Genomic DNA, 22,200 nt, shown 5'->3' with positions numbered 1-22,200 from the left:
ATCGCCAATCGATGGGCTGTGATAAAAATCACATATCCTGAAAAACGCGAAATAAAGGAACGCGTTGGCGCAAAATTGCGCCTGCTGATCCAGAAAGAAAGGAAGAAAAGTGGAAAGGCAGCGTGCTGTGCTGCAAAGATTTTTCCGCTAATGCGTCAAATGCTGGTCTATGGAGCTCAGAAATTGCGATACATTGAGCGGCTTGGTCAGATAGTCGGCGAATCCGGCGGCACGACCTTCTTCGATATGATGGGCCATGGCGCGCGCCGTAAGTGCAATGACAGGTATATCGCTACAGCCTTGGATATTTCTCAGGGTTTTTAGCACTTCAAAACCATTCATGCCGGGCAGGTTGATATCCAGCAGCACCAGATCGGGCCGGTGCATTCTGATCAATTCGATGCCCTGCTCGGGCGTCGCGGCGGGAATGAGTTGGATATGCTGACGGTAAGCCAGTATTTTGGCGACCAACTCAAGATTGACGGCGTTATCCTCGATATACACGATCGTCTGCGGCTTCACTGATGAGAGTTGTTCGGGATCCGCTTGATCGATGCTCGTTTCGGCCGGGTTCAGGTAGTCCCCGCATTCTTCCATGGGCAACTCGAACCAAAATGTACTTCCCAAGCCTGGCTTGCTTTCCACACCTATGATGCCGCCCATCAATTCCACGATGCGGCGCGTCAGTGATAATCCAATGCCGGTGCCCTCGATGTCACTATTGGCAGCATCAAGCCGGTTGAAAGGTTGAAAAAGTTCCGTAAGCTTGGACGCGGCAATTCCGATGCCGGTATCCGTGACCATGATTCTCAAACGGCCGGGAGGACTGGATTCCTTCGCGTCGATGTGAATTTTTCCACCCGGACGATTATATTTGATCGCATTGGAAATCAGGTTGAGCATGATCTGCTTGAGGCGGATACGGTCGGTATGCAAAATCCGAGAAGATAATTCGCTGTAGTGTATGGTCACTTCTTTCTTGTCGGCTAGATTATCGACCAACGTAATGCATTCCTGGACGAGCGAACCGATATTCACCGGTTCCGGCCGCAAATCGATGCGTCCGGCCTCGATCTTTGCCAGATCGAGAATTTCATCGATCAGCGCCAGTAAATGAAAACCTGCATTCTTGATCTCTTGCACATAGTTCCGATGCGCCTCACTCAGATCTTCCATTTCCAGCAGTTGGCTGAAACCAAGTATGGCATTCATCGGCGTGCGCAACTCATGGCTCATGCTGGAAAGAAATTCAGATTTGGCCTTACTGGCACGTTCAGCCTCATGGCGCGCGGTGATCAACGCGTGTTCGGCGCTTTTCCGTTCGGTAATATCCTCAACAATTCCTTCGATGGACAAATCATCCGCTGATGTTCTTACCGGATGGCAAGAAACGCGAACAGTGCGCAAGTCTCCGCCAGGATGAATGAAACTCAGGTCGAATTGCGTGAAACCGAGTTTGCCTTCAATAATCTGTTGAATGATCGCCTTCGCGCGCTCACGATATTCAGGCAACCACTTGATGATGCCCTCCCACGACTTGCCGATGACATCCTCTTTCGTCAAACCAAACATTTTCTGAATGCCGCCGCTGACATAAGTGACTTCACCGGTAACCGCCCGATGACTGTAAATCACGAACTGATTGCCGATATCCTCCACCAATCGCTGGTATTTTTCCTGGCTTTCACGCAACGCCCGCTCTGCCTGAATACGCGAAGATATATCCTCGATGATTGACCAGACCAATTTTCTGCCGGCGGCATCATAGATCACCACGCCATTCAATTGAATGGGGTAACGGCCATCATTCTTGCGAATGTATTCTTTTTGATAAGGACCAAAATGACCTTTTGCCTGCAAATCTTCAAGCTGCTCCTGATCCAGCGCAGCATAGTCGGTGGGCGTAATGTCCTTATAGGTCATCGTGAGCAATTCTTCACGTGAATAACCGGAAGAAGCCAGCAAGGCATCGTTGATTTCAAGAAACCGGCCGGTTTTGTAATCGTTCAATGCAATTCCGACCGGCGACATATCGAACAACGCTCGCAGGCGAGTCTCGCTGTCACGTTTTTTCAGTTGAAACCGACCGATCGCAACCAGCGGCAGCAGAATCAGCAAACCGATGAGACCCAGACTCATCCGGAACCAGAGCGGATTATTGGCAGCAGCGGCCCACCCGCCTTTCGGCACCGCGGCCATCTGCCAGGATCCCGATGGTAAGGCAATATTCAATAGCACCGGGTGTTGGTCAAATATTGTCGCATCGCCTAAAAACACCTTGCCGCCCGGATCATATTCCTCTTCCGTCCGGATCGCGATATCAAATTCACCCGCAAAGTTCTTCAGATCGCTGGCGTTGAATAATCGATCAATGTCGATCACCGCCGAAATGATGCCCCAGAAAGCTTTTTCCTGCCTTGGCTGGCCATTCGCACCACTTAGGAATACCGGAATGCGGGCAATGAAAGCCTGCCCCCCTTGAACCAAATCCACCGGACCATCAAACAGCAGATTGCCATTATCGCGGGCACTCAAGGCGGCTCGCAATTGCGCCGGATGATCACGATAATCCAGACCAACTGCCGCTTCGTTATTTTCCAGCGGATACATGTACCGTATCACCAGATCAGGCGCAGCGCCGATATTGCGCAATTGCGAGCGATCATTGAACAGATAGCGCGCGAGCTGGGTAAATTTTTCTGCTGAGAGATCAGGTTCGACCGAAATCGATGCAGCCAACCCCTGCACGAGTTGCACGTTGTTGGTGATATACCCTTCGAGCTTCGCGCGTAACAGACTGAGCTGGTTAAAAACCGAAACTCGCATTTCACGCTCATGATTGCGGGTATTCAGGTGGTCGACATAGTATCCCACAGCCACCAAGCATGCGAAAACCAGAATGACAGGTAAAAAAACGATGATTCGTTGCTGAAAGAAAGTTGGTGGAGGTGTTGCCATCTCGCTCATACGCTAAACCCTGAAGAACTGGAATAGTCTATCGCTATTCGGCAATGGCAAGAACATTCGTCATGCCACGGTTATTGTATCAATCTCGGCATGAGAGCTTGAGGTCGCCGGTTATAAATAAAAAACATCACAGCGCATCGCAATTGAACACGCATTCATCGTGTTCCGCCACCGAATTCCCTGAACAAGCTGAGTCGATCTGTCGAGAGCCATTGAAATTCATAGTGCTGTGGCACGACATTGCTCATGCACGCTCATTATGCTTCGACGCATAGATATAACCCCCAATTGCGCCGGTGATCACCCCCAGCGGAGCAGCAATGAATACGCCAATCAACGGGCCTTGACTGGTATCCTTGGCAAACACCATCGGCCCCAGAAATCCAATAATGAAGCATAACCCGCCCAGCATCAGCGCACCGCTGAGGACGGCCAGACCGACATTCACTTTTTCATTCCCAGCCAGTTTCCAGGCCGACCACCCGACTAGCAACGCCCCTGCCAGCGCAACAGCGGCACGTAACCATATCGGCTGGTTCGTGGTAATCGATAGCATCGTACTGATGAAAAACAATACGATCAGAAACATCAGCGCAGCGACGATCGGTTTCAATAATGGCAGCATGGCAAATCCGCTTTCCTTGGAGTGGTCATTCATTCGTGCAATATTGTAATATATCTGCGTTGATAAATTGGCTGATGATCATTTTGTAAATCTTCTTCTCGATGACTACCCTCAATCCCCAACGGCGCAAGTTATTGCAATCCGGTTTCATGGCATTGGGAATTTTTGTTGGCAATAGCTGGTTATCCCCGCTGTTAAGAGCAAGTTCTTTATCGTTCGGGGAATTAGGCCCGGCCGATCGGAATGGGGTGCGTCTACCTGCCGGATTCACTTCCCGCATTGTCGCGCGGTCAGGACAAGCACAGTTCGGCTACCTATGGCATGCCGCCCCGGATGGTGGTGCCACCTTCGCCACGCCGGATGGAGGTTGGATATACGTTTCCAATAGTGAAGCCGACAAGGCCGCCGGCGGCGTAGGCGCACTCCGTTTCGATGCTCGCGGGAAAATCATCGATGCCTATCCGGTTCTGACGCACACCCATCGGAATTGCTCTGGCGGGGTCACGCCGTGGGGAACGTGGCTATCCTGCGAGGAAACCGACAAAGGCCGGGTGTGGGAATGCGATCCGTTTGGCATCAAGGCAGCCCAGCTTAGGTTGGCGCTGGGGCTATTCAAGCATGAAGCGGCTGCCATGGATACAAAAAACATGCAACTGTACCTGACGGAAGATGAACCCGACGGTTGTCTCTATCGCTACACCGCCCATTCATTCGATAGGCATGGAAATCCGGATCTGGATGACGGTGTGCTCGAAATCGCCGAGGTCATCGATGGCGTCATAGGGCCGGTTCGTTGGCATCGTGTGCCCGATCCGCTGGCCAGCACAGTGCCGACACGCAAACAGATTTCGCAGTGCAGCCACTTTAACGGCGGAGAAGGAATTTGGTACCACGATGGCGTGGTGTATTTCACGACCAAGGGGGATGACCGCATCTGGGCCTATCAAATCCGTGAGCAGAATCTGTCGATTCTCTACAACGCGGCGTTATTCACGTGGCCGGTACTGACCGGGGTTGACAATATCATCGGCAATGCTGCGGGGGATCTGTTCGTTGCCGAAGACAAGGGCAATATGCAAATCGTGGCGCTCACCGCCGGCAAAACTGTTCCGGTCTTGCAGCTTATCGGCCATGACAGCTCGGAAATCACCGGCCCGGCTTTCAGTCCGGACGGTTCGCGCTTATACTTCAGTTCACAACGAGGCAAAACAGGGCGGATCGAAGATGGCGTCACGTTTGAGATTACCGGCCCGTTTTAAAGAAGCACTGCAAATTGGTCAAGCGCAGTGGTTTTCAAAGCTTCCTTAAACTTCTTCGACCTCAGGCAATCCTATGCTGATCAAACGATAGCGCGACATACCGGGAGAATGATTTGGAATTCAAGGATTATTACAAAATACTCGGCATTTCACGGGACGCGGCCGCCGACGACATCAAAAAAGCTTTTCGCCGCTTGGCGCGCAAGTATCACCCGGATGTTTCCAAGGAACCCAATGCCGAACAGAACATGAAGGAGGTCAATGAGGCGTACACGGTGCTTTCCGATCCTGAAAAACGTGCCGCCTATGATCAACTGGCGCAGGGCGGACGGTATCAAGCGGGAAGCGATTTTCAGCCGCCACCCGGCTGGGATGCAGGTTTTGAGTTCAGCGGCCGAGGCTTCAATGGCGCCGAGACTGCCGATTTCAGCGATTTCTTTGCCGAATTGTTCGCTCAGCAAATGGGTGCCCGGCACCGGCATGCGCAGCACCGGATGCGCGGCGAAGATCACCACGCCAAAATCATGCTCGACCTCGAGGATAGCTATCATGGCGCCACGCGCAGCCTGACCCTGCGCATGCCTAAACTGGATGAGCAAGGACGCACGATCCTCACCGACCATATGCTCAATGTCAAGATTCCCAAAGGGGTGTACACCGGCCAAGTCATCCGCCTGGCGGGACAGGGCGGCCCAGGAACAGCAGGTGAAGCAGCCGGGGATTTGTTCTTGGAAGTGAATTTCAAACCGCATGCACGTTATAACATCGAAAACAAGGATGTCTACGCGGTATTGCCTGTCGCACCGTGGGAAGCCGCATTGGGTGCTACGGTTAAAATACCGGTGCCGGATGGACTGGTTGAAGTTCGCATACCCGAACACTCCCAATCCGGCAAAAAGTTGCGCTTGAAGGGACGCGGCATTCCCGCAGCCGTGCCAGGAAATCTGTATCTCGTGGTGGAAATCGTATTGCCGCCGGCCGATACGCCCAAAGCGCGGGAGTTCTATCAGAACATGGCGCAGGAGCTTGGATTCAATCCCCGTCAACATCTCGGAGTGTAAATCATGCCGCATGAAATCGATGCAATTTTATTGGAAGACGCGAGATTCACGCTGGATGAACTGGCGCACAGTTGCCACGTCAGCCGCGAATGGGTGATCGAGCGGGTTCAGTTCGACTTGCTGCTGAATGAGGAATACAGTAGCTCTGATCCCGCTACATGGTTGTTTGACAGCCGCAACTTCATGCGCGTCAAACGAATCATCGCTGTAGAAAGGGATTTCGAGTGCAACCCCGAATTGGCTGGGCTGGTCGCCGATTTGCTGGAAGAGATCGAATTTCTTCGTACCCACCTCAAAGCGATCGAACCGAAACAGCGATAAACGACTGCTAAATTATGAATTAATTCGAGAAATTGCCTCATGTCTCTACATATCGTATGTCCCCACTGCCACGCCACCAACCGCGTACCGGCAGAACGCCTGAATGCATCGCCAAAGTGCGGCGCCTGTCATGATCCATTGTTCAGTGCCCGGCCGACCGAGCTTACCGAACAGCATTTTCAACGCCACATCGCTCAAAACGATATTCCGGTGCTGGTCGATTTCTGGGCATCCTGGTGCGGCCCCTGCCGCATGATGGCGCCAGCATTCGCCGAAGCTGCCGCTGTTCTGGAACCGAACATGCGCTTGGTTAAAATCAATACCGAAGAGCAACAAGGATTAGCGGCGCGGTATGCGATCCGCAGCATTCCCACCTTGATACTGTTCAGGAATGGACAGGAAATCGCGCGGCAATCCGGCGCCCTGAGCAAGCCGGATCTGGTGCGCTGGGCGCAGGCATCCACTAAGTAGCGCATCATCACCACAAAAGGAACACACATGCCCCCTGATGGATTTTTACCCCGTTTGTTTTGGACGACCTTGATCGTCCTGTTGCTTATACTGGGTTTTCAATATTTCTTTTCCTCGGATGGGCTACGAGGTAATTTTTTTTCGGGCGGAGGCAACCGCGCCAGCGTTGAGCCCCGGGTGGTGCAAGCACGCGGCAACCTGGCCGAAGATGAAAAAAGCACTATCGAATTATTTGAGAACGCCCGTGTTTCGGTAGTTTTCATTACTACCCGCCAGCGGGTGATGGATGCCTGGACACGAAATATTTTTTCTGTTCCGAGCGGCAACGGCTCCGGTTTCATCTGGGACGATCAAGGTCACGTCATCACCAATTTCCACGTCATCAAAGGCGCCAGCGAAGCCATTATTCGCTTGACCGACGGGCGCGATTACAAAGCCTCGTTAGTGGGCGCCAGCCCTGCCCATGATATTGCGGTGCTGAAAATCGGCTTCGGCTTTGAACGCCCGGCCCCCGTTCCCCTGGGCACCAGCCACGATTTGAGAGTCGGCCAGAAAGTCTTTGCAATCGGCAATCCTTTCGGGCTGGATTGGACGCTCACTACCGGCATCATTTCTGCGTTGGATCGCTCGTTACCCGGCGGAGACGGGCGCACCATCGACAACTTGATCCAGACGGATGCCGCGATCAATCCCGGTAATTCCGGCGGGCCGTTACTGGACTCCGCAGGACGGCTGATCGGCATCAATACCGCCATTTACAGCCCGAGCGGCACCAGTGCAGGCATCGGCTTCGCGGTACCGGTGGATACCGTCAATCGCGTCGTTCCTCAAATCATCAGCCGCGGTAAATATATCCGCCCGGCGATGGGCATCACCGTCGATGAAAAACTCAACAATCGCCTGGTGGAGCGTTTACAGGTCAATGGCGTGGTGATTCTGAGCATCGCCCCGGGATCGGCGGCTGACGAGGCCGGCCTTCAGGGTGCAACCCTTACGCCGGACGGCAACATCATCGCCAATGACATCATCATTGCGCTGGAGAACAAGCCCATCGATTCGGTCTCTAAATTACTGGCGCGCATCGATAGTTACAAAATAGGCGATACCATCCGCATCACCGTACAACGAAAAAACCAGCAGATCGACATACCGGTGACCTTGCAAGCCGGGGACTAACCCCTCCCACACACCCAACCGATGAAACCGTATACCCTGTTTTGACCTGATCGGTGCGCATGTGATGATGACGGGGGTACTCAGGAGAAAAATTTTGAAATCATCACTGCAGTCATTTTTACTCACCCTTGGCATTATTTGCGTAACGCTGACCAACGGCATTGTCGAAGCGCATGACAACACCCTCAAAATCGGCGTCATTTCCCCCAAAGGCGATGGCAGTGCGGTATTAGCCGGTGAATCGCATGAGGAAAGCATACGCTTGGCATTTACGCATCTGCCGCCGCTGCAAGTCGGCAATCTGCACATCAAACTGGATCTGATCCCGTGGAACGACAACGGCTTGCCTGAAAAAGCCGTCCAAGGCGCCTTGCATCTGACTCATGAAGATCATGTGGTGGCGTTGCTCGGGCCGGTCAACAGCGGCTCGACAAAAGAAACCTTGAAAATACTCCGCGAACAGCAACTCGAGTTGCCGGTGATATCGGCGCTGTCAACCGCGCCAGAGCTTACCGATTCCGGACTCAGGGATAAGAATTTTTTCCGCCTGATTTTCGATGATGCCGACCGCATGGGTCAATATGCGACATTCATCAAGCAGGAAAAAGCAAAGGAGGGAGAACAGCATTTTTTATTTCTGTATCAGGACAATCCTTATGGTGAAGGGTTGAAGAATTCTCTCAAAAACCGGTTCTATACCCCGAATATCACTGACCTGTCATGGCGCGCAATCCTTCAGTCCAATTGCTCCCATCAAGGCACTGCATATCTCACTGACATTGACGCCATGCGCAGCGGCGAATGCTTCACCGAGGCATTCAAGCAATTATTGCAGCAATCCAGCATCGACAGCATCGTATTGCTGGGCGATACACCGGGATCATTATCGCTGGTGAATGGCTTGAATGCGTCGACGCTGGGTTCGAATATCGATTATTTTTTCGTGGGCTCCAACAAGCGGCTATTCGATGAAGCCCCGGCAGGCTCGATTACCATCGGCGATCCGGTATTGGATCCCGCACGCGCGCCGACAACGGGCTTAGGAAGTGACTGGGGAAAGCTGCTCGACGAGTTCGAGGACCGCGCTAAAAAAGACCGCGCCGATTTTGTGATGACAGCCTACGAAGCGGCAATGGTGCTGCATAGTGCTTTACGCATCGTCCTCAGCGGTCAGGAATCGCTGCCGGACATTCATGAGGTGCGTAAAAGTTTGCTCCAGGTACTCGAGAGCGAAACGTTCGATTCATTGGAACCCTGGCGCAGCATCAGTTTCAGTCAAGGCAAGCTGGATCAGATCCCGACAGCACCCATTTATCGCATTACCCGCGGTGTCGCGCGCGAAGATACGCTCAAGACTCACCCTTGGATACAGCTTTCTGCCCAGTCCGTTCATCCATGGCTGGAAACACCGGTCGAAGTGCAGCTCGATGCGCATGCCATCGAGTCGGCACGGTTGGGTCTTTTTAGCATCGATGAGGCAACGAATCACGAATTTCTGATCGAAGACCGCTGGGTAACGTTCTCCGCCGGCCAGGCCATCGAACGCTTCCATTTATTGCCGCGGGGTCTGTACAACTTCAAAGTGCTGGATGCGCCGTTTGCTCCAGCGCGAACCCAAACGCGCGTGGATTTATCGAATCACTATTTCATTTCTGCCATCGCCGCAGCCGTCGGCGCGATACTCGCCGTCAGCCGCGCGCCTTTCACGGTATTAAGCTGGATGATACGAGTACTGACTGGAATAATGACCGGCCTGCTGCTGACATTTTGTTCATTTTATGGTCAACAACTGTCAGGCTGGATACCGATTCCCTCATTTGGCACCGAACCGATCGTCAATGCCATGCTGACCGGCCTCATCGGCGGATTGATAGGCCCGCACCTGCTGGCTGATCTACTCGTCGGCTGGTCAAGACGGTTAGTGCTGCCCAGCAAAACGGAGTAATGATCGCGTTCATCGTCTTTTCAGCACTACGCTGACGATAAGGCCTCAATCTCTTTCAATCCACCACGGTTCAATTGCTCTGCTTGTTTTCTTCCTTGACGCCAGCGCCCGCCAGAATGCGATCTACCAGATCGGAGGTGGAGATACCCGGCGTGTAGGCGAGTTCCTGAATCATTCCCGCTGGCATTCCTTCGCACAGCGCGTACTTGTCCTGGCGTTCCTGCCCGGATGCGCAAGCGAAGGTATACACATCAAAACCATGCTGTTGCATGAACTCCAGCGTGACAGCGTCAGGCGTCTCGGTCATGACCGCATCGACGTATCCACAAGCTGCCACAACCGCTGCGCGCTCGGCCTGTTTCATCACCGGCAGTTTTCCCTTGTTTTCGACCACACGTTCATCAGATACGACGCATACCGTCAGATGCGTCCCCAGTGCCTTTGCCGCGCGCAGGAAATTCACGTGCCCTTCATGAAACAAATCCGCCACCATGCGGGTATATACTCGTTTTTGCCGCTGATTTTTAGGCCACGCTGGAATTTCTCGCTGCAACCGTATCAGCGCCCATTCCAGCCATTGACGGCTGCGCAGCGCCAGTACGTCATCCGGATCTTTCAGTGCAATCTGATGGGCATAGCACCAAGCTTTAGTCAAATCACCCAGCAACCAGTATTGTATTAATCTGTGATAGGCATAACAACGCACCAACATGGTAAAGTTTTCCAAATTGCGCGCGGACACCACGGTATCCCAGTGAGGATTAGGCGTGCGCCAATCCCCATAAAAAGCCGCCAGAATTTTATCGGGCTGCCGCGGATACCAAACTGGGCCATAGTCAGTCTCACGCTGCATTAAATCAAATGATGGAAAAATCGACACACGTTGATACTCAGCGCTATGATCAGGTAACCAGAAACCGCCTCTGATTTGTGAGCCTTGCGTTTTCAGACCGCACACATCCAACGTTACGCCGAGTTCCGGATGTAGATAGTCACGATAATTGGCATAATTAATGCGCATCGACGGTCTGATCCAGCCTGCTTGTTCCAATGCGGCACAGCAGGCTTCCCAAGATTCCATCCATACCCCTATATCCAAGTCTTTGTCGAAATCCAACAAGCTTCCGTTGCGTACCAAGCCTAATAAAGTACCGGCAAAAGGGAACGCCTGAATACCTGATTTTGCCAATTCGGCACATGTCTTCCACAAGAGTTCTTCCGCTACCCCGGAAACAAATATATTTTGCTCGGGTTGCTGCAGGATGTCATCTCCTCGATATGGTGGCGCTCTTCTTGATTTTGTAAGTGTTAACAGATGATCGAGAGAACTGGTGAAATAGCGATGCGTGGCTGCCAAATCAAGCGACATGAAGTGGGCAGTTCCTAAAATGTGTGCCCAGTGCGCTTTATGAAAATCACCTTGTGCCTGGACATAAAATTTTTCGGCATAAGCAGGGATTTCAACCGCACGATCCGTTCTTATTGCCAGAGAACACCATAACTTAGCGACATGCTGCGAGGATGGGTGTTCCAATTTTAATCGTGCAAGTATCTCATCTGCGTTATTCAGTTCACCTGTGGCAATGAAGTCTCTCGCTTTCCGCAGTAATTCATCCAGCTTCTCGGTCATGTTTTATAGTCAATCAATTTATATTTCGCTTATAAAAATACCTACAATATTCCGATACCCTGCAGCCCTGCTGGTGCTCATTGCATTTTAACGATTATTCCATATAATATGAATAATTCTCATTAAGGATTTTGCTGCTGATGAGATAAGAAATTATTTTGTGCATATTTAGAAGTTTTCTCTGAAATTCAATGTTTCAATTCGAATGATTCGAATGAGCAGAATATCTACTTATACCTAATATAAACATTCCCTACTACAATCTTGAGGAAAAATTATGACAATTACTACAGTAACTCGCACGAGTCTAGGTTCTGGAGCCACCAAGTTCATTGATGGTGTTGCATTTGATGGCATTGGATCCGCCGGTTTTAGAGAAGGTATTGACTTACTCTATCTCAGTGATGATGCAGATGATGTCATCATTGCTGGTGATGGGAATGATGAAATAGAAGCTGGAGGCGGAAATGATACTCTGAAAGAAGGCCTCGGTAATGGCATATTGACTGGCGGAGATGGAAATGACGATCTGGATGGCGGACCCGGCACCGAAAAACTGTTTGGAGGTGCGGGTGATGACATATTACGAGCGGGTGGTAGCGTACCGGTTGACTTCGTAAAAGGTAAAGGAGATTTTGATAGGCTTAATGGTGGTGCTGGCAAAGACACCTTTGGTTTTTACGGCCTAGGAAATTTTGAGATTGCCGATTTCTCATTAACCGAGGATCGTTTGTTTTTTGATTCAGCAGTTCTAGGAGTCCAGGATGTTCCGACATTGCTGTCGTACATCACAAAAATTACCGATAATGGCCCCATCGGCACCAGTAGCAGCTTTACTGCTGAATTCTTGGGCGGTGCAGCATACATTGAGGTCATCGGCGTTGGCGTCACCCCTGCCTCAATCACACCCGACATGATTGTATTTAATCTCTAAGCATCCTCGGCTACCAATCTAAACCTGTTGTTCTAATTTACTCCCAACCTCTTGTTGGGAGTATCCTCATACCAAATAGTACAAGTACAATTTCCGGATACGCCGTAATCTTTTTTCTCGCTTAAGTAAGAATAACCCGTTTTCATCAGTGCAGATTGATAGCTTAAAACAACTGTGCCTTACCATAAGTTTTTAATGGCAAGGCACAATCAGTTCTTTTAGCTTTTTGTGTTACTAGGTTACTACTAACTTACTTGAGCTCATCTAATTCAATTCGCCCTCGTACGCTGCAATGATTTCGTTAATAGCTGAACCAGCAACTAACGCTTTGGAAGCATCATTCGTGCGAATCGCTTCTTTAAGATCTTGCAGTGCATTTTGCATTTCTATGCGTTGCTGTGACCCTAAACGTAACTCCAAATCAGGAAGGAAGATATTCACATTCAAAACGACTCTCTCTGCAGCGAGAGCGGCCTCATTCATGTCAACAGCAAACGTTGATTCAATTTGGCTAATATTTCTTCTTACCTGACCAATGATTCCTTTGCTTATTTCGATAACAATTTCATTAGCAACCACGTCAGCCACGTCACCCGTTAATTGGGTTCTGATAACGCCGTTGCCTGATGGATTATCCTGAGCAATAAATACATCGACGGTGCGGTAGAGAAGTTCAGCTTCTTTCTGATCCACTTTGGCCTTATCAGCATCGGTGGTTCTATTGGTTATCAATCCCCCAACTTCACCCAACGTGCTTTTCAGGAAACCATTAACCAACGGCATAATGATATTTTCCCGTGCTATCGCAACATTATTCCGATCGTCCACATTTGCTTTAGCCAGTGCTTCCCTACCCTTCATGAGTGCAAATGTAACCTGATCGTCCAGATCTGGGTTAGTGCCATCCTGTATCGTTAGCTTATCATCTGTCAGAACCTTGGTAGTTCCGCTAGTGACACCAATAAGCGCCGCAGAGGCAGAATGCGCTCTGTCCCACTCCAGTGCCAATTGATCCGATGACATACTGTCGAAGTTATCAAGTACCATTGTTGTCCGGTTATAAATGCCAAGCGCAAAGATTTGCTGCAGCAATCTATTGACTGTTTGCCCTGCCAGTTCCACCTGGGTTCCATTTTTGATGGATTCAATAGCCGCCAGAATATCCTGATCGCTTGGCAAGCCGTAAATTTGGCCAATAATTTGCGTTACTTGCTGCAATTCTCCTCCATACGCAGCAACAATGGCATTCGCATCTATAGGATCTTTTGCAAGTGCATCAGCAATCGCCTGATAACCGACAACGGCATTGTCGACCAGCGCTGTATCGGTTGTAGGCGTATATGCTGTTAAATTAAGCGCTTGCTCATAGTCGTCAAAAATCGCTGTTATGGCAGCTTGAACTTGTGCAGATTTAGCAGCATCGTCAGCTTTAACTGCACTGTTCAGATCATTCAGTGCGGTTTGCAGGTTGTCACGTACAGTAGCTCCCATGCGTAACTCAAGATCAGGCATGAAGATCTGAGCAAATTCCCTTGTTCCTGAAGCTTCCGCCATTCTTCCTTCACGGCTATCTGCTGTTGCAATATTCGCCATTTCACCTCTTGATCGACCAAGCATCCCTAAATTTAAGTCGCTCACTATCTCATCTGCGACAAGATCTGAGCCATCACCTGTCAATCGGGATTTAATGCGTAAGCTACCTACGGGATTATCGCGAGCAATATTCGATTCGATAATGCGATAAAAAATCTCCCCTTCTTTGAGCTCTTTACGCATTTCTTCTACATCGGTATTCCTACTTTCCATTGCACCCGCTACTTCTCGCAAAACAGCGTTGTAATACGCCCGAGTCAGTGATGATATCCTGGTAACGTAACGCTCAACTGCGAGAACGCCTGCATCTTCTTGGGGATTGGTTTTATTCAGTGCCGTTCTGATTCGTGCGACGGATTCATTGAACGAAACATCTGCTGCAGGATTGCTGCCTTCCACAATAGATAACTTATCCGCACTGAGTACCTGGTTGACCCTTGCAACATTTCCCGAAATCGCCTGGTAGGCTGCCACCATTTCATCCAGCATCGGAACCAATTCTGCGGTTGTTAGAGTCGGAAACTGACTGCGCATCGCTGACATACGGTTAAAAACAATCTGATAAAAAACCCGCTGTAGGGTCTTGTCGACTACTTGACTCGCCAAGGCCGGTTCATTTCCACTTTTGATCTCGTCAATTGCAGCCAGGATATCGCTATCCAGCTTCAAATTATTGTCTGTATCAACTTCCTGTGCAAGGGTCTGTAATGCACCGGCATAAGCACTGGCAATTGCGTCCCCATTAATTGGTGTTGCTTGCCGCAGAGTACCAATCGTCTGATAAGCAGTAACAGCTGCTTCAATTGCTTGGGTATTCGCTGCGCCAAACGCACCCGTACCTCCCATACCGAGTACGACAAGTATTAATCCCATAGCCAATGACTTATTCATTGAAGCTATGAGTTTTTTTAGTAAAAACATTTGTAAACTCCTTCCGAGGTTAAATAAATACAACTTTTCAAAAACAACTTTTTATTATTATTATATTGAGAATTATTACTATTCTAATTTACAAAATCAATTTAAATAACGTTTATTTTTCTAGAAATCACTAAAAATTGACAATGAGAGTGCCACGAACAGCTATAGGTGATCCTGGCATAATATTGTTGTTATTATGGACGGACGCAAAGTAGTTGGTATCTAACAAATTTTCAATGTTCAATTGCGCACGGACCTTGCTCGTTAGTCGGGCAAATAGCGCTGCATCGACGCGTGTAAAGTCGGGTATTTTTATTGTATTGTCCGCGGAGGCAAACATACTGCCGCGGTAAATCACACCAAATGCAGCACCCAACCAAGGAGTAAGGTCATACCGATTCCAAATTGAAAAGGTGTGGCGTGGAAGTTCTCCCACCGATGCGCCCTTACTTGCTATTCCCGGCAAATCGCTTGTAAATTCGCCGGTCTGGTAAGCATACCCACCCATAACATTCCAATTGGAAGCTAATTGACCATTCAAGCTGACTTCGACGCCTTCTGTGCGTTGACCTTTAGCCAAAAAAGTTCGGGATGGATCGTTCGGATCCGCCGTGATGACGTTGGTTCGGTCTAGTTGAAATACAGCGCCTGTCAGTGCTAAATCGGGGCGAATATCCCATTTAACCCCAGTTTCGAGTGTCGTAAATTTTTCTGGCTTCAATACTGCCGTTGTTATGGTTATCCCTGTCAATTGATCGCCGGCACGTGGAACATAGGCTTGACTGTAACTGGCATAAAATGAGACAGGCGCAATAGGTTTATAAATGACCCCGAAGCGCGGTGCAATCAAGCCATCTTTAGTTTTTAGGTGTTCTTTATCTGCATTTTTTTGCTGAAAATCTACTTCGAATAAATCGTAGCGAACCCCGGCAATTAATTGCAGTTGCGGTAATACCTCAATCTGATCTTGAATATATAACGATGTTACATTAACCACACTACGATTATTTGCATCTGTATCTCTAGTTACATAATCGACAGGAGTATTAGTGATCGGATTACTTAAAGGTACGCGCAAATTGACTTGTGCTGGATCATTATTAAAAAAACCATTCCGTCGATGATTGTGAGTTTCTTGCCGCCCAACTTCAATACCCGCCATCAGTGTATGCAAAATAGGCCCTGTATTAAGGGAATAGAGCAAATTAGTTTGATTAAAAACATTTTCACGCGTTGTTGCATTGTTATATGCACCCAGTGACAATAAATTTACACCAGGAATAACTTGACCATTCGCAAATATGTTTTGGTAAAACTTGTCGTAGGTTGCATAATTAGTCCGATTCTGCAGCGTAACACCGGCATCAAACTTGTGCTCAATGAGGGAATTGAACGACAGCACATCGATATTCGCCTTACTGCGATTTGGGTCTCCAAAAAACTGCGATTCGTGGACATTCACGGGTCGCCCCATGAGAGATGGAATCCCGCGATCGGCCGTCCGATCATCGTGGTAGCGCTCCATATTCACCACTACTTTAGTGCGATTGGTCGGCTTAAATGTCACAGTGGGAGAAATACCGAGACGTTCCATGTCGACCCCATCACGGAAGCTGCCCGCATCCTCATAAATTGCATTTAGGCGGACGGCAACCTTTTCATGAACGACATGCCCGACATCTGCTGTCATTCTCATTTGATTGAATGAGCCGCCTTGGAAAGTAAATTCTCTGATCGGATCCCAAGTGGCTTGTTTAGTGACCCGATTCACTACGCCTCCTGAACCGCCTCGGCCAAAGATCATGCCATTTGCACCTTTAAGTACTTCCACCCGCTCGATATTATAAAGATCACGATAATATTCGACATCATCGCGAATGCCATCGGTAAAAAAATCACCCGTTGAGCGATTACCTCGAAATACTAGCGCATCGCGATTTCCTTCGCCTTGCGATACACCAACTCCAGGGACATATCGAATAGCATCACTTAAGTTACGAATGGATTGATCCTTGATCAATTCATTCGTAATCACGGAAATAGCTTGAGGAACATCCCGCAGCAAAGTATTGGTCTTGGTTGCAGTGGTAGAACTCACTGCTGAATAACGATTCGTACTGGTTGCAGTCACTTGGATAGATGGCAGTGTCGTGACTTTCTCATTTGCAACCGTGGTAGCTTCGATAATCGCAAAGCCTTCGGCGCGTTGCACGAGTTGCAAGCCCGAACCGATCAGCAATTGATCAAGTCCTGTTTTGATCTCAAAATTACCCACCAAACCAGGTGTGACTTTTCCCTGCAGCATCTCCGGATTGATCACAAGTTTTATCCCCGCTTGCTCTGAAAATTGCATCAGTGCATCGTAGAGATAGCCAGCTTGAATATTGTATGCTTGAATTGGTGAAGCGTTTTTGGGTAAGGATTCAGCCGAACTTATTCGAGGAACAGTGACCGATGATGCTACGATCAAAATAATCAAAAGTGAACAGAACAGAAGACTACCGGCGGTACCACGAATTATCATAATGAATTAAACAAAATTTATATGCACATCGAAGATGTCTTTGAAACAAAGAGTTACATCTACAAGATCAACATCGCATCATTCAAATAAATAGAATAATCTCTGCAATGTGAAGAAGCATCATGAATAGTTCGACCAAGATAAAATTTATCCGTATGATTACGCCAAACTATGATTTTGATTATTTTATGATATTCTTGAAACGAAGAGGAATATTAAATTTAAAATTTTGAGCAAAATTACAACAGACGAGTTGCTCACCTGACCATAATTACTGTAATCAATTGATACTATTTAACTAATACTAATACCCAACCTCACCATTTTCTAAGCTGCTGTTTCACACATCTCAGCAGAGTGAAGCTCCCGCTTTTGCATAGGTGTTCTTTCTGACAGCGTTTCATCCAGAATTTGTTTAGCATGACACGCGCACAGACCACACTGCCCGGTAACCCCCAAGCATGCTTTCAAATCTCGCATTCTATCCGCTCCTTGATAGATCGCTGCGCGCAATGTGTTTTCTGTCACACCTTTACAGATACATACATACATTTCTTATATGCCTTGTAGTTTATGTTTCAGGAATTCGTTTTAAAGCAATACTAATGAGAACGATTCTTAATTCTATCATTTTTTCTGTACAATGCAACTATTTTGTGGATGTTTTATAGTTAAGAAAATGAAATACTCGGCATCCAGGGATTAATCGAATTGAAGAGCTCTCAAAAACACAAACAGAAAACTACAGCGCCTAAATATCTGGTCCCTTTGTTCAAAGGCCTGCGAAATCTGAACAATGGTTGGCATTATTGAGTTTATAGGACCTCCCTCAACAATTTTTAAGTCAAGGTGCAGATATTGAAGGATCGGTGATAAAACCAATTTTTGTTATTCCTGCCTTGGCTGCAATGCTCATTATTTTTGCCACATGCTCATAGTGAGCTAATTTATCAGCCCGGATATGCAATTCGGTTGTAGGTGATTGGAGAGCGGCATCATGAAAACGTGAGGTCAAATTTTCCAGAATCACTGACTCTCCGTTCCAAAAAAGACTACCATCCGCTCGAATGGCCAGCTCGACATGCTCTGACTGCGCCGCATTCGGATTACTCTCTGCTTTTGGCAAATCAATCTTCACGGAATGCGTCAACAATGGCGCAGTAATGATAAAAATGATCAATAACACTAACATCACATCAACCAACGGAACGACATTAATATCTGACATGGGAGGCTGACGCCCGTTACTCTGCATACTGCCGAATCCCATCATGATCTCCTTTCGATGGCGGCGTTATTTACTACTTCATCAGCAATTGGTCGAGCTGATTGCAGCGATGATATCGAAGCTTGATGATGACGATCATCGCCAACGGTAATGAGAACGAAGAGATCGTGCGCAAAAGCCTCCAGACGCGCCAACCAAATACGGTTACGGCGCACAAAAGCGTTATACGCAAGCACTGCGGGAATAGCCACAGCAAGACCTAGTGCCGTCATAATCAAGGCCTCACCTACGGGACCGGCTACTTTATCTAATGTACCTTGGCCCGATAATCCAATCTGGATCAACGCGTGATAAATGCCCCATACCGTTCCAAACAAACCGATATAAGGTGCTGCAGAACCGGCGGAGGCAATCAAAGTAAGTCCATTTTCGATCCGCGTTGCTTCTTGGTCGATTCCATTCCGTAAGGTTCGGGTTAAAAATTCACTCGTACCACCAGCGGCGGCCAGCTTGTGAGAACTATGGATTTTCGAATCCGCAGCAGCCTCAATCCCCAACTTGGCAAGCTCCGCAAAAGCATTGTTGGGAGCAACATTCTTGAATTCCAAATTAACGGCATTGAGCGAATCAAAGCTCCAGAAATGTTTGAGAAAAGCTTCTGCTCGCCGTTTTGCGATTAGATTGACAATGCTTTTAGTGACAATCAGGTACCAGCTCGCCACTGAAAGGGATAACAGCAACACCAGCACACACATTCCGACTTCATCAATTTGAGACAGAAAATGCGAAAAACCAAGTCCTTGTTCCATTCATTAATTTCCTTGCAGTACAAAATTAAAAGGCTGTAAAGCAACCGCCCGAACCGGCTGACCATTACGAATTGAGGGATTGCACTGCCAACTCTTCACTGCACTCAAAGCTGCCGAATCGAGACGTTCATAACCACTGCTATTGATAACTTTGGCATTATCAATATGCCCATTCTCATCCAGTTCCACCCGAAGGACCAATTTACCTTCTTCTCCCATCCGCCGAGAAATGGCAGGATAAGCAGGGGCATTCAATTTAGGGCATGAAACAGATAATTCTGATGATAACGTAACCGGTCCGGTTGGCATTTGAGCAGGCTGCGCGGCATTTGTCACGGGCAAAGATTCTTGAGCTTGCTCAACAATGGGTTCATCTGGCTTAAACGGTTCCAAATGAGTTTGTTTCGCAGGTGCGGTTGATTTTGTTACGAGTCGCTCCTGCTTGGGTTTGACGACAGGCTTTTTTGCCGGCTGAAGCTTAACGGGTGCAGGCTCAGCCATTGGCATTGGCGGCTCAGAACTGGGCGGCGGAGCTGAGATAAATTCAGCGAACAATGTAACAAATTGATCAGGCTTCGGAAGAAGCTTTTGATTCCATAGAATATAAAGTACGATGGCATGAACTATGAGAACAAAAAGTAATCCGGGCGCTGAAATAAGACGCTCTTGTGAATTTAGATACTCAGAATTTCTTTGAGCTAGTGATTGCATTACCTGATACCAACTTAACAAACTTTACAGAAGAATGACTGAATACGACGATGATCATGTTTGTTCTGATCTTCGAATAACCTATCAAGCTAAAATTAATCGCGTTATGCTCATCGGTAGGAACAGTAGCTTAATTTTTATCCTTGAAACACTATAATATAATAACGTAAACGATAATAGTTATCAATAATCAAAATTGATTTATCTCTCATTTCTTAGGAGTTCCCATATAAAATCACCGAAGGAATTTATCTCTCATTTCTTCATTCGATATTGACTTAACTCAAACACATGACACACTCAACTCCCGGCTTCTGGCGGCGAATCATATGCCTCATCTATGAAACATTCATTCTTTTTGCGATTCTGTTCATTGCCAGCTTGATCTTTCACCTGATCTTTAGCGATACCAATGCTCCATTTTTCAAGCCATTGTTCCAATGTTATCTTGTAATAATCATGGGATATTATTTCACTTGGTTCTGGACACATGGCGGCCAAACGTTGGCAATGCAAACTTGGAAGATGCGCCTGGTATCGCGCGACGGGAAAACCGTCAGCAAAAAGCAAGCAATTAGCCGCTTCTTATACACATTAATTGGGATATTTATTTTTATTATTATTGATCAATTACTTCCATTTAATTTTGTATCTCCATTGCAACTCGTCTTGATCAGCGCACTCATTTTCGGCTCTGGCTTCATTTGGGCATTGTTTGATCATGACGGTCAATTTCTCCATGATCGATTAGCCGGCACCCGAATCATAAAACTCGATATTTAGTTTTTATAATAAAAAACATAAAGTTACATATAAAAATTTTTAGCTGTGCTTTTAATAAAAATAGGTATAATAACTGCGCTGTAATTTGTTTTATTTAAAGAAGATTTTCTTAAATTCGCATAATGTCAGCATAAATTACTCTTTCTGATAAAGACTTAATATAAACAGATGCGTAGCTCAATTCTCACTGCAGCTTCCAGCTTGAAAGAATATTCGATTCCAATTAATGGATTGATTTTATTGATTGCCACGCTGTTTATATTTGTTTTCGATCTGCACTTACCCCTCGGCGTTGCAGCCGCCACTCCGTATGTGCTAGTGATATTCGCCAGCTTATGGATCAGCGGGATTCAATTTACCTATTTCGTAGCCGCTCTATCCATCATATTGACTATCGTGGGTTTTTATCATTCACCCGGCATTATTCTGCCGATGAATATTGTGTTATTCAATCGGGGACTGACTTTGTTATTGATCGTTTGCTCGACGGTCATGGTCATCAAGATCAAAAAAACTAATATAGACATGTCTGCGCTCCTGACCCAAACGTTGATTGATCCCATCACTGGACAAAAAAACCGGCAAGCTTTCGAAACCGAGTTGGATACTGAGATTCTGCGATGCGAACGCTATCACCGCAATTTATCGGTTGCGATCATTGACATCGATCATTTCAAATTATTCAGCGATTCACACGATCGTCAGTATTCCAACGATGTGATCAAGAAAATCTCTGCAGACATCAAAACCAATATCAGAACATCCGATCTCTTTTATCACATTGATACGGACGTATTTGCTATTTTATTTCCCGAAACTGAGTTATCAGAAGCCAAGGAAGTTTGCGAAGCCATTCGTAAAAAAATCTCCATCAAAATGGAGAAAGAATGCACGGAAAGAAAAATCACGACCAGTATCGGTATCGCAATGCTGGGGCACAATGACAGCAAAATAGATTTATGCAAACGTGCAGAAGATGCATTGCTCATCTCAAAAAGCAACGGTAAAAACCTGGTTTCGACTTTACCCGAAGTCGCCAGCAAAGATAAATCACATGTTGCCGCGATCTTATCGCGATCACGATCTGACGGTTGATTGATCGTCCATTGGCTTGATATCATCAGTCCATCCCATCAGAATAATCAGTATTACACTTCAATTGAGCTTCACAAAATCTCGGAAGAAGCGCACAAGCTGATATTCTGAAAAAAAATTATTAGCATTCTCTTAGTATCCCATCCG

At 47.6% G+C, this 22,200-nt stretch carries 18 protein-coding genes; 9 read left to right on the top strand and 9 right to left on the bottom strand.

What is annotated here, in order from left to right:
• Window positions 1-147: 147 nt before the first annotated feature.
• On the bottom strand, window positions 148-2,958 hold the full coding sequence (locus ABF87_RS13280; RefSeq protein ID WP_160829599.1) for a PAS domain S-box protein: 2,811 nt from the start codon (window positions 2,956-2,958) through the stop codon (window positions 148-150).
• 253 nt (window positions 2,959-3,211) lie between these two features.
• A complete protein-coding gene (locus ABF87_RS13275) occupies window positions 3,212-3,625 on the bottom strand; it encodes a multidrug ABC transporter permease (RefSeq protein ID WP_240143687.1) in 414 nt (137 codons plus the stop codon).
• A 68-nt stretch (window positions 3,626-3,693) separates the two neighbouring features.
• On the opposite strand from ABF87_RS13275, the gene ABF87_RS13270 reads away from it, so the two are divergent.
• The 6 genes from ABF87_RS13270 to ABF87_RS13245 all read left to right on the top strand — a co-directional run bounded on the left by ABF87_RS13270 (window position 3,694) and on the right by ABF87_RS13245 (window position 9,825).
• Window positions 3,694-4,851, top strand: a complete 1,158-nt coding sequence (locus ABF87_RS13270; protein WP_160829598.1) for an alkaline phosphatase PhoX — start codon at window positions 3,694-3,696, stop codon at window positions 4,849-4,851.
• 113 nt (window positions 4,852-4,964) lie between these two features.
• Window positions 4,965-5,912 (top strand): DnaJ C-terminal domain-containing protein, encoded by a 948-nt coding sequence (locus tag ABF87_RS13265; protein WP_160829597.1) that lies wholly within the window; start codon window positions 4,965-4,967, stop codon window positions 5,910-5,912.
• Window positions 5,913-5,915: 3 nt separating this feature from the next.
• Window positions 5,916-6,233 (top strand): chaperone modulator CbpM, encoded by a 318-nt coding sequence (locus ABF87_RS13260; RefSeq protein WP_160829596.1) that lies wholly within the window; start codon window positions 5,916-5,918, stop codon window positions 6,231-6,233.
• A 39-nt stretch (window positions 6,234-6,272) separates the two neighbouring features.
• Window positions 6,273-6,704 carry a thioredoxin TrxC gene (gene trxC, locus ABF87_RS13255; RefSeq protein WP_160829595.1) on the top strand — a complete coding sequence of 144 codons (432 nt, stop codon included), beginning with the start codon at window positions 6,273-6,275 and terminating at the stop codon, window positions 6,702-6,704.
• Window positions 6,705-6,731: 27 nt separating this feature from the next.
• Window positions 6,732-7,880: a trypsin-like peptidase domain-containing protein gene (locus ABF87_RS13250; RefSeq protein WP_160829594.1), complete on the top strand. Its 1,149-nt coding sequence runs from the start codon at window positions 6,732-6,734 to the stop codon at window positions 7,878-7,880.
• Between the two features lie 94 nt (window positions 7,881-7,974).
• On the top strand, window positions 7,975-9,825 hold the full coding sequence (locus ABF87_RS13245; protein ID WP_160829593.1) for an ABC transporter substrate-binding protein: 1,851 nt from the start codon (window positions 7,975-7,977) through the stop codon (window positions 9,823-9,825).
• Window positions 9,826-9,895: 70 nt separating this feature from the next.
• On the opposite strand, the gene ABF87_RS13240 is transcribed toward ABF87_RS13245, so the two are convergent.
• The gene (locus ABF87_RS13240) at window positions 9,896-11,455 is read right to left on the bottom strand and encodes an adenylyltransferase/cytidyltransferase family protein (RefSeq protein WP_160829592.1); all 1,560 of its coding nucleotides are present in this window, start codon (window positions 11,453-11,455) and stop codon (window positions 9,896-9,898) included.
• A 277-nt stretch (window positions 11,456-11,732) separates the two neighbouring features.
• Between ABF87_RS13240 and ABF87_RS15365 the strand changes: the two genes are divergently transcribed.
• Window positions 11,733-12,389 (top strand): hemolysin expression modulating protein, encoded by a 657-nt coding sequence (locus ABF87_RS15365; RefSeq protein ID WP_160829591.1) that lies wholly within the window; start codon window positions 11,733-11,735, stop codon window positions 12,387-12,389.
• A gap of 264 nt (window positions 12,390-12,653) precedes the next feature.
• Here the strand turns inward: ABF87_RS15365 and ABF87_RS13230 are convergent, their stop codons facing one another.
• The 6 genes from ABF87_RS13230 to ABF87_RS13205 form a co-directional block, all read right to left on the bottom strand.
• On the bottom strand, window positions 12,654-14,903 hold the full coding sequence (locus tag ABF87_RS13230; protein ID WP_160829590.1) for a hypothetical protein: 2,250 nt from the start codon (window positions 14,901-14,903) through the stop codon (window positions 12,654-12,656).
• A 130-nt stretch (window positions 14,904-15,033) separates the two neighbouring features.
• Window positions 15,034-17,256 (bottom strand): TonB-dependent siderophore receptor, encoded by a 2,223-nt coding sequence (locus ABF87_RS13225; protein ID WP_240143686.1) that lies wholly within the window; start codon window positions 17,254-17,256, stop codon window positions 15,034-15,036.
• A 498-nt stretch (window positions 17,257-17,754) separates the two neighbouring features.
• Window positions 17,755-17,979: a (2Fe-2S)-binding protein gene (locus ABF87_RS13220; RefSeq protein ID WP_160829588.1), complete on the bottom strand. Its 225-nt coding sequence runs from the start codon at window positions 17,977-17,979 to the stop codon at window positions 17,755-17,757.
• A 292-nt stretch (window positions 17,980-18,271) separates the two neighbouring features.
• Window positions 18,272-18,697, bottom strand: a complete 426-nt coding sequence (locus ABF87_RS13215) for a biopolymer transporter ExbD (RefSeq protein WP_160829608.1) — start codon at window positions 18,695-18,697, stop codon at window positions 18,272-18,274.
• Complete coding sequence (locus ABF87_RS13210) at window positions 18,697-19,464, bottom strand: MotA/TolQ/ExbB proton channel family protein (protein ID WP_160829587.1); 768 nt, start codon at window positions 19,462-19,464, stop codon at window positions 18,697-18,699. Before ABF87_RS13210 ends, ABF87_RS13215 begins: the two co-directional genes overlap by 1 nt.
• Before the next feature lie 3 nt (window positions 19,465-19,467).
• On the bottom strand, window positions 19,468-20,175 hold the full coding sequence (locus ABF87_RS13205; RefSeq protein ID WP_160829586.1) for an energy transducer TonB: 708 nt from the start codon (window positions 20,173-20,175) through the stop codon (window positions 19,468-19,470).
• Window positions 20,176-20,466: 291 nt separating this feature from the next.
• Between ABF87_RS13205 and ABF87_RS13200 the strand changes: the two genes are divergently transcribed.
• Complete coding sequence (locus tag ABF87_RS13200) at window positions 20,467-20,958, top strand: RDD family protein (protein WP_160829585.1); 492 nt, start codon at window positions 20,467-20,469, stop codon at window positions 20,956-20,958.
• A 168-nt stretch (window positions 20,959-21,126) separates the two neighbouring features.
• Complete coding sequence (locus ABF87_RS13195) at window positions 21,127-22,053, top strand: GGDEF domain-containing protein (protein ID WP_160829584.1); 927 nt, start codon at window positions 21,127-21,129, stop codon at window positions 22,051-22,053.
• Window positions 22,054-22,200 lie beyond the last annotated feature (147 nt).

The organism is Nitrosomonas sp. JL21, from assembly GCF_009833095.1.
In the GTDB taxonomy this organism is placed as follows: domain Bacteria; phylum Pseudomonadota; class Gammaproteobacteria; order Burkholderiales; family Nitrosomonadaceae; genus Nitrosomonas.
Note: the sequence above shows the minus strand (reverse complement) of the source record. Positions and strands in the feature narration are given on the sequence as shown.

Bases quoted from the DNA above. Each gene is read 5' to 3' on its own strand.
- ABF87_RS13280 (WP_160829599.1), bottom strand. From the start codon at position 2,958: ATGGCAACACCTCCACCAACTTTCTTTCAGCAACGAATCATCGTTTTT.
- ABF87_RS13275 (WP_240143687.1), bottom strand. From the start codon at position 3,625: ATGAATGACCACTCCAAGGAAAGCGGATTTGCCATGCTGCCATTATTG.
- ABF87_RS13270 (WP_160829598.1), top strand. From the start codon at position 3,694: ATGACTACCCTCAATCCCCAACGGCGCAAGTTATTGCAATCCGGTTTC.
- ABF87_RS13260 (WP_160829596.1), top strand. From the start codon at position 5,916: ATGCCGCATGAAATCGATGCAATTTTATTGGAAGACGCGAGATTCACG.
- trxC (WP_160829595.1), top strand. From the start codon at position 6,273: ATGTCTCTACATATCGTATGTCCCCACTGCCACGCCACCAACCGCGTA.
- ABF87_RS13250 (WP_160829594.1), top strand. From the start codon at position 6,732: ATGCCCCCTGATGGATTTTTACCCCGTTTGTTTTGGACGACCTTGATC.
- ABF87_RS13240 (WP_160829592.1), bottom strand. From the start codon at position 11,455: ATGACCGAGAAGCTGGATGAATTACTGCGGAAAGCGAGAGACTTCATT.
- ABF87_RS15365 (WP_160829591.1), top strand. From the start codon at position 11,733: ATGACAATTACTACAGTAACTCGCACGAGTCTAGGTTCTGGAGCCACC.
- ABF87_RS13230 (WP_160829590.1), bottom strand. From the start codon at position 14,903: ATGTTTTTACTAAAAAAACTCATAGCTTCAATGAATAAGTCATTGGCT.
- ABF87_RS13225 (WP_240143686.1), bottom strand. From the start codon at position 17,256: ATGCAATTTTCAGAGCAAGCGGGGATAAAACTTGTGATCAATCCGGAG.
- ABF87_RS13220 (WP_160829588.1), bottom strand. From the start codon at position 17,979: ATGTATGTATGTATCTGTAAAGGTGTGACAGAAAACACATTGCGCGCA.
- ABF87_RS13215 (WP_160829608.1), bottom strand. From the start codon at position 18,697: ATGGGATTCGGCAGTATGCAGAGTAACGGGCGTCAGCCTCCCATGTCA.
- ABF87_RS13210 (WP_160829587.1), bottom strand. From the start codon at position 19,464: ATGGAACAAGGACTTGGTTTTTCGCATTTTCTGTCTCAAATTGATGAA.
- ABF87_RS13205 (WP_160829586.1), bottom strand. From the start codon at position 20,175: ATGCAATCACTAGCTCAAAGAAATTCTGAGTATCTAAATTCACAAGAG.
- ABF87_RS13200 (WP_160829585.1), top strand. From the start codon at position 20,467: ATGACACACTCAACTCCCGGCTTCTGGCGGCGAATCATATGCCTCATC.
- ABF87_RS13195 (WP_160829584.1), top strand. From the start codon at position 21,127: ATGCGTAGCTCAATTCTCACTGCAGCTTCCAGCTTGAAAGAATATTCG.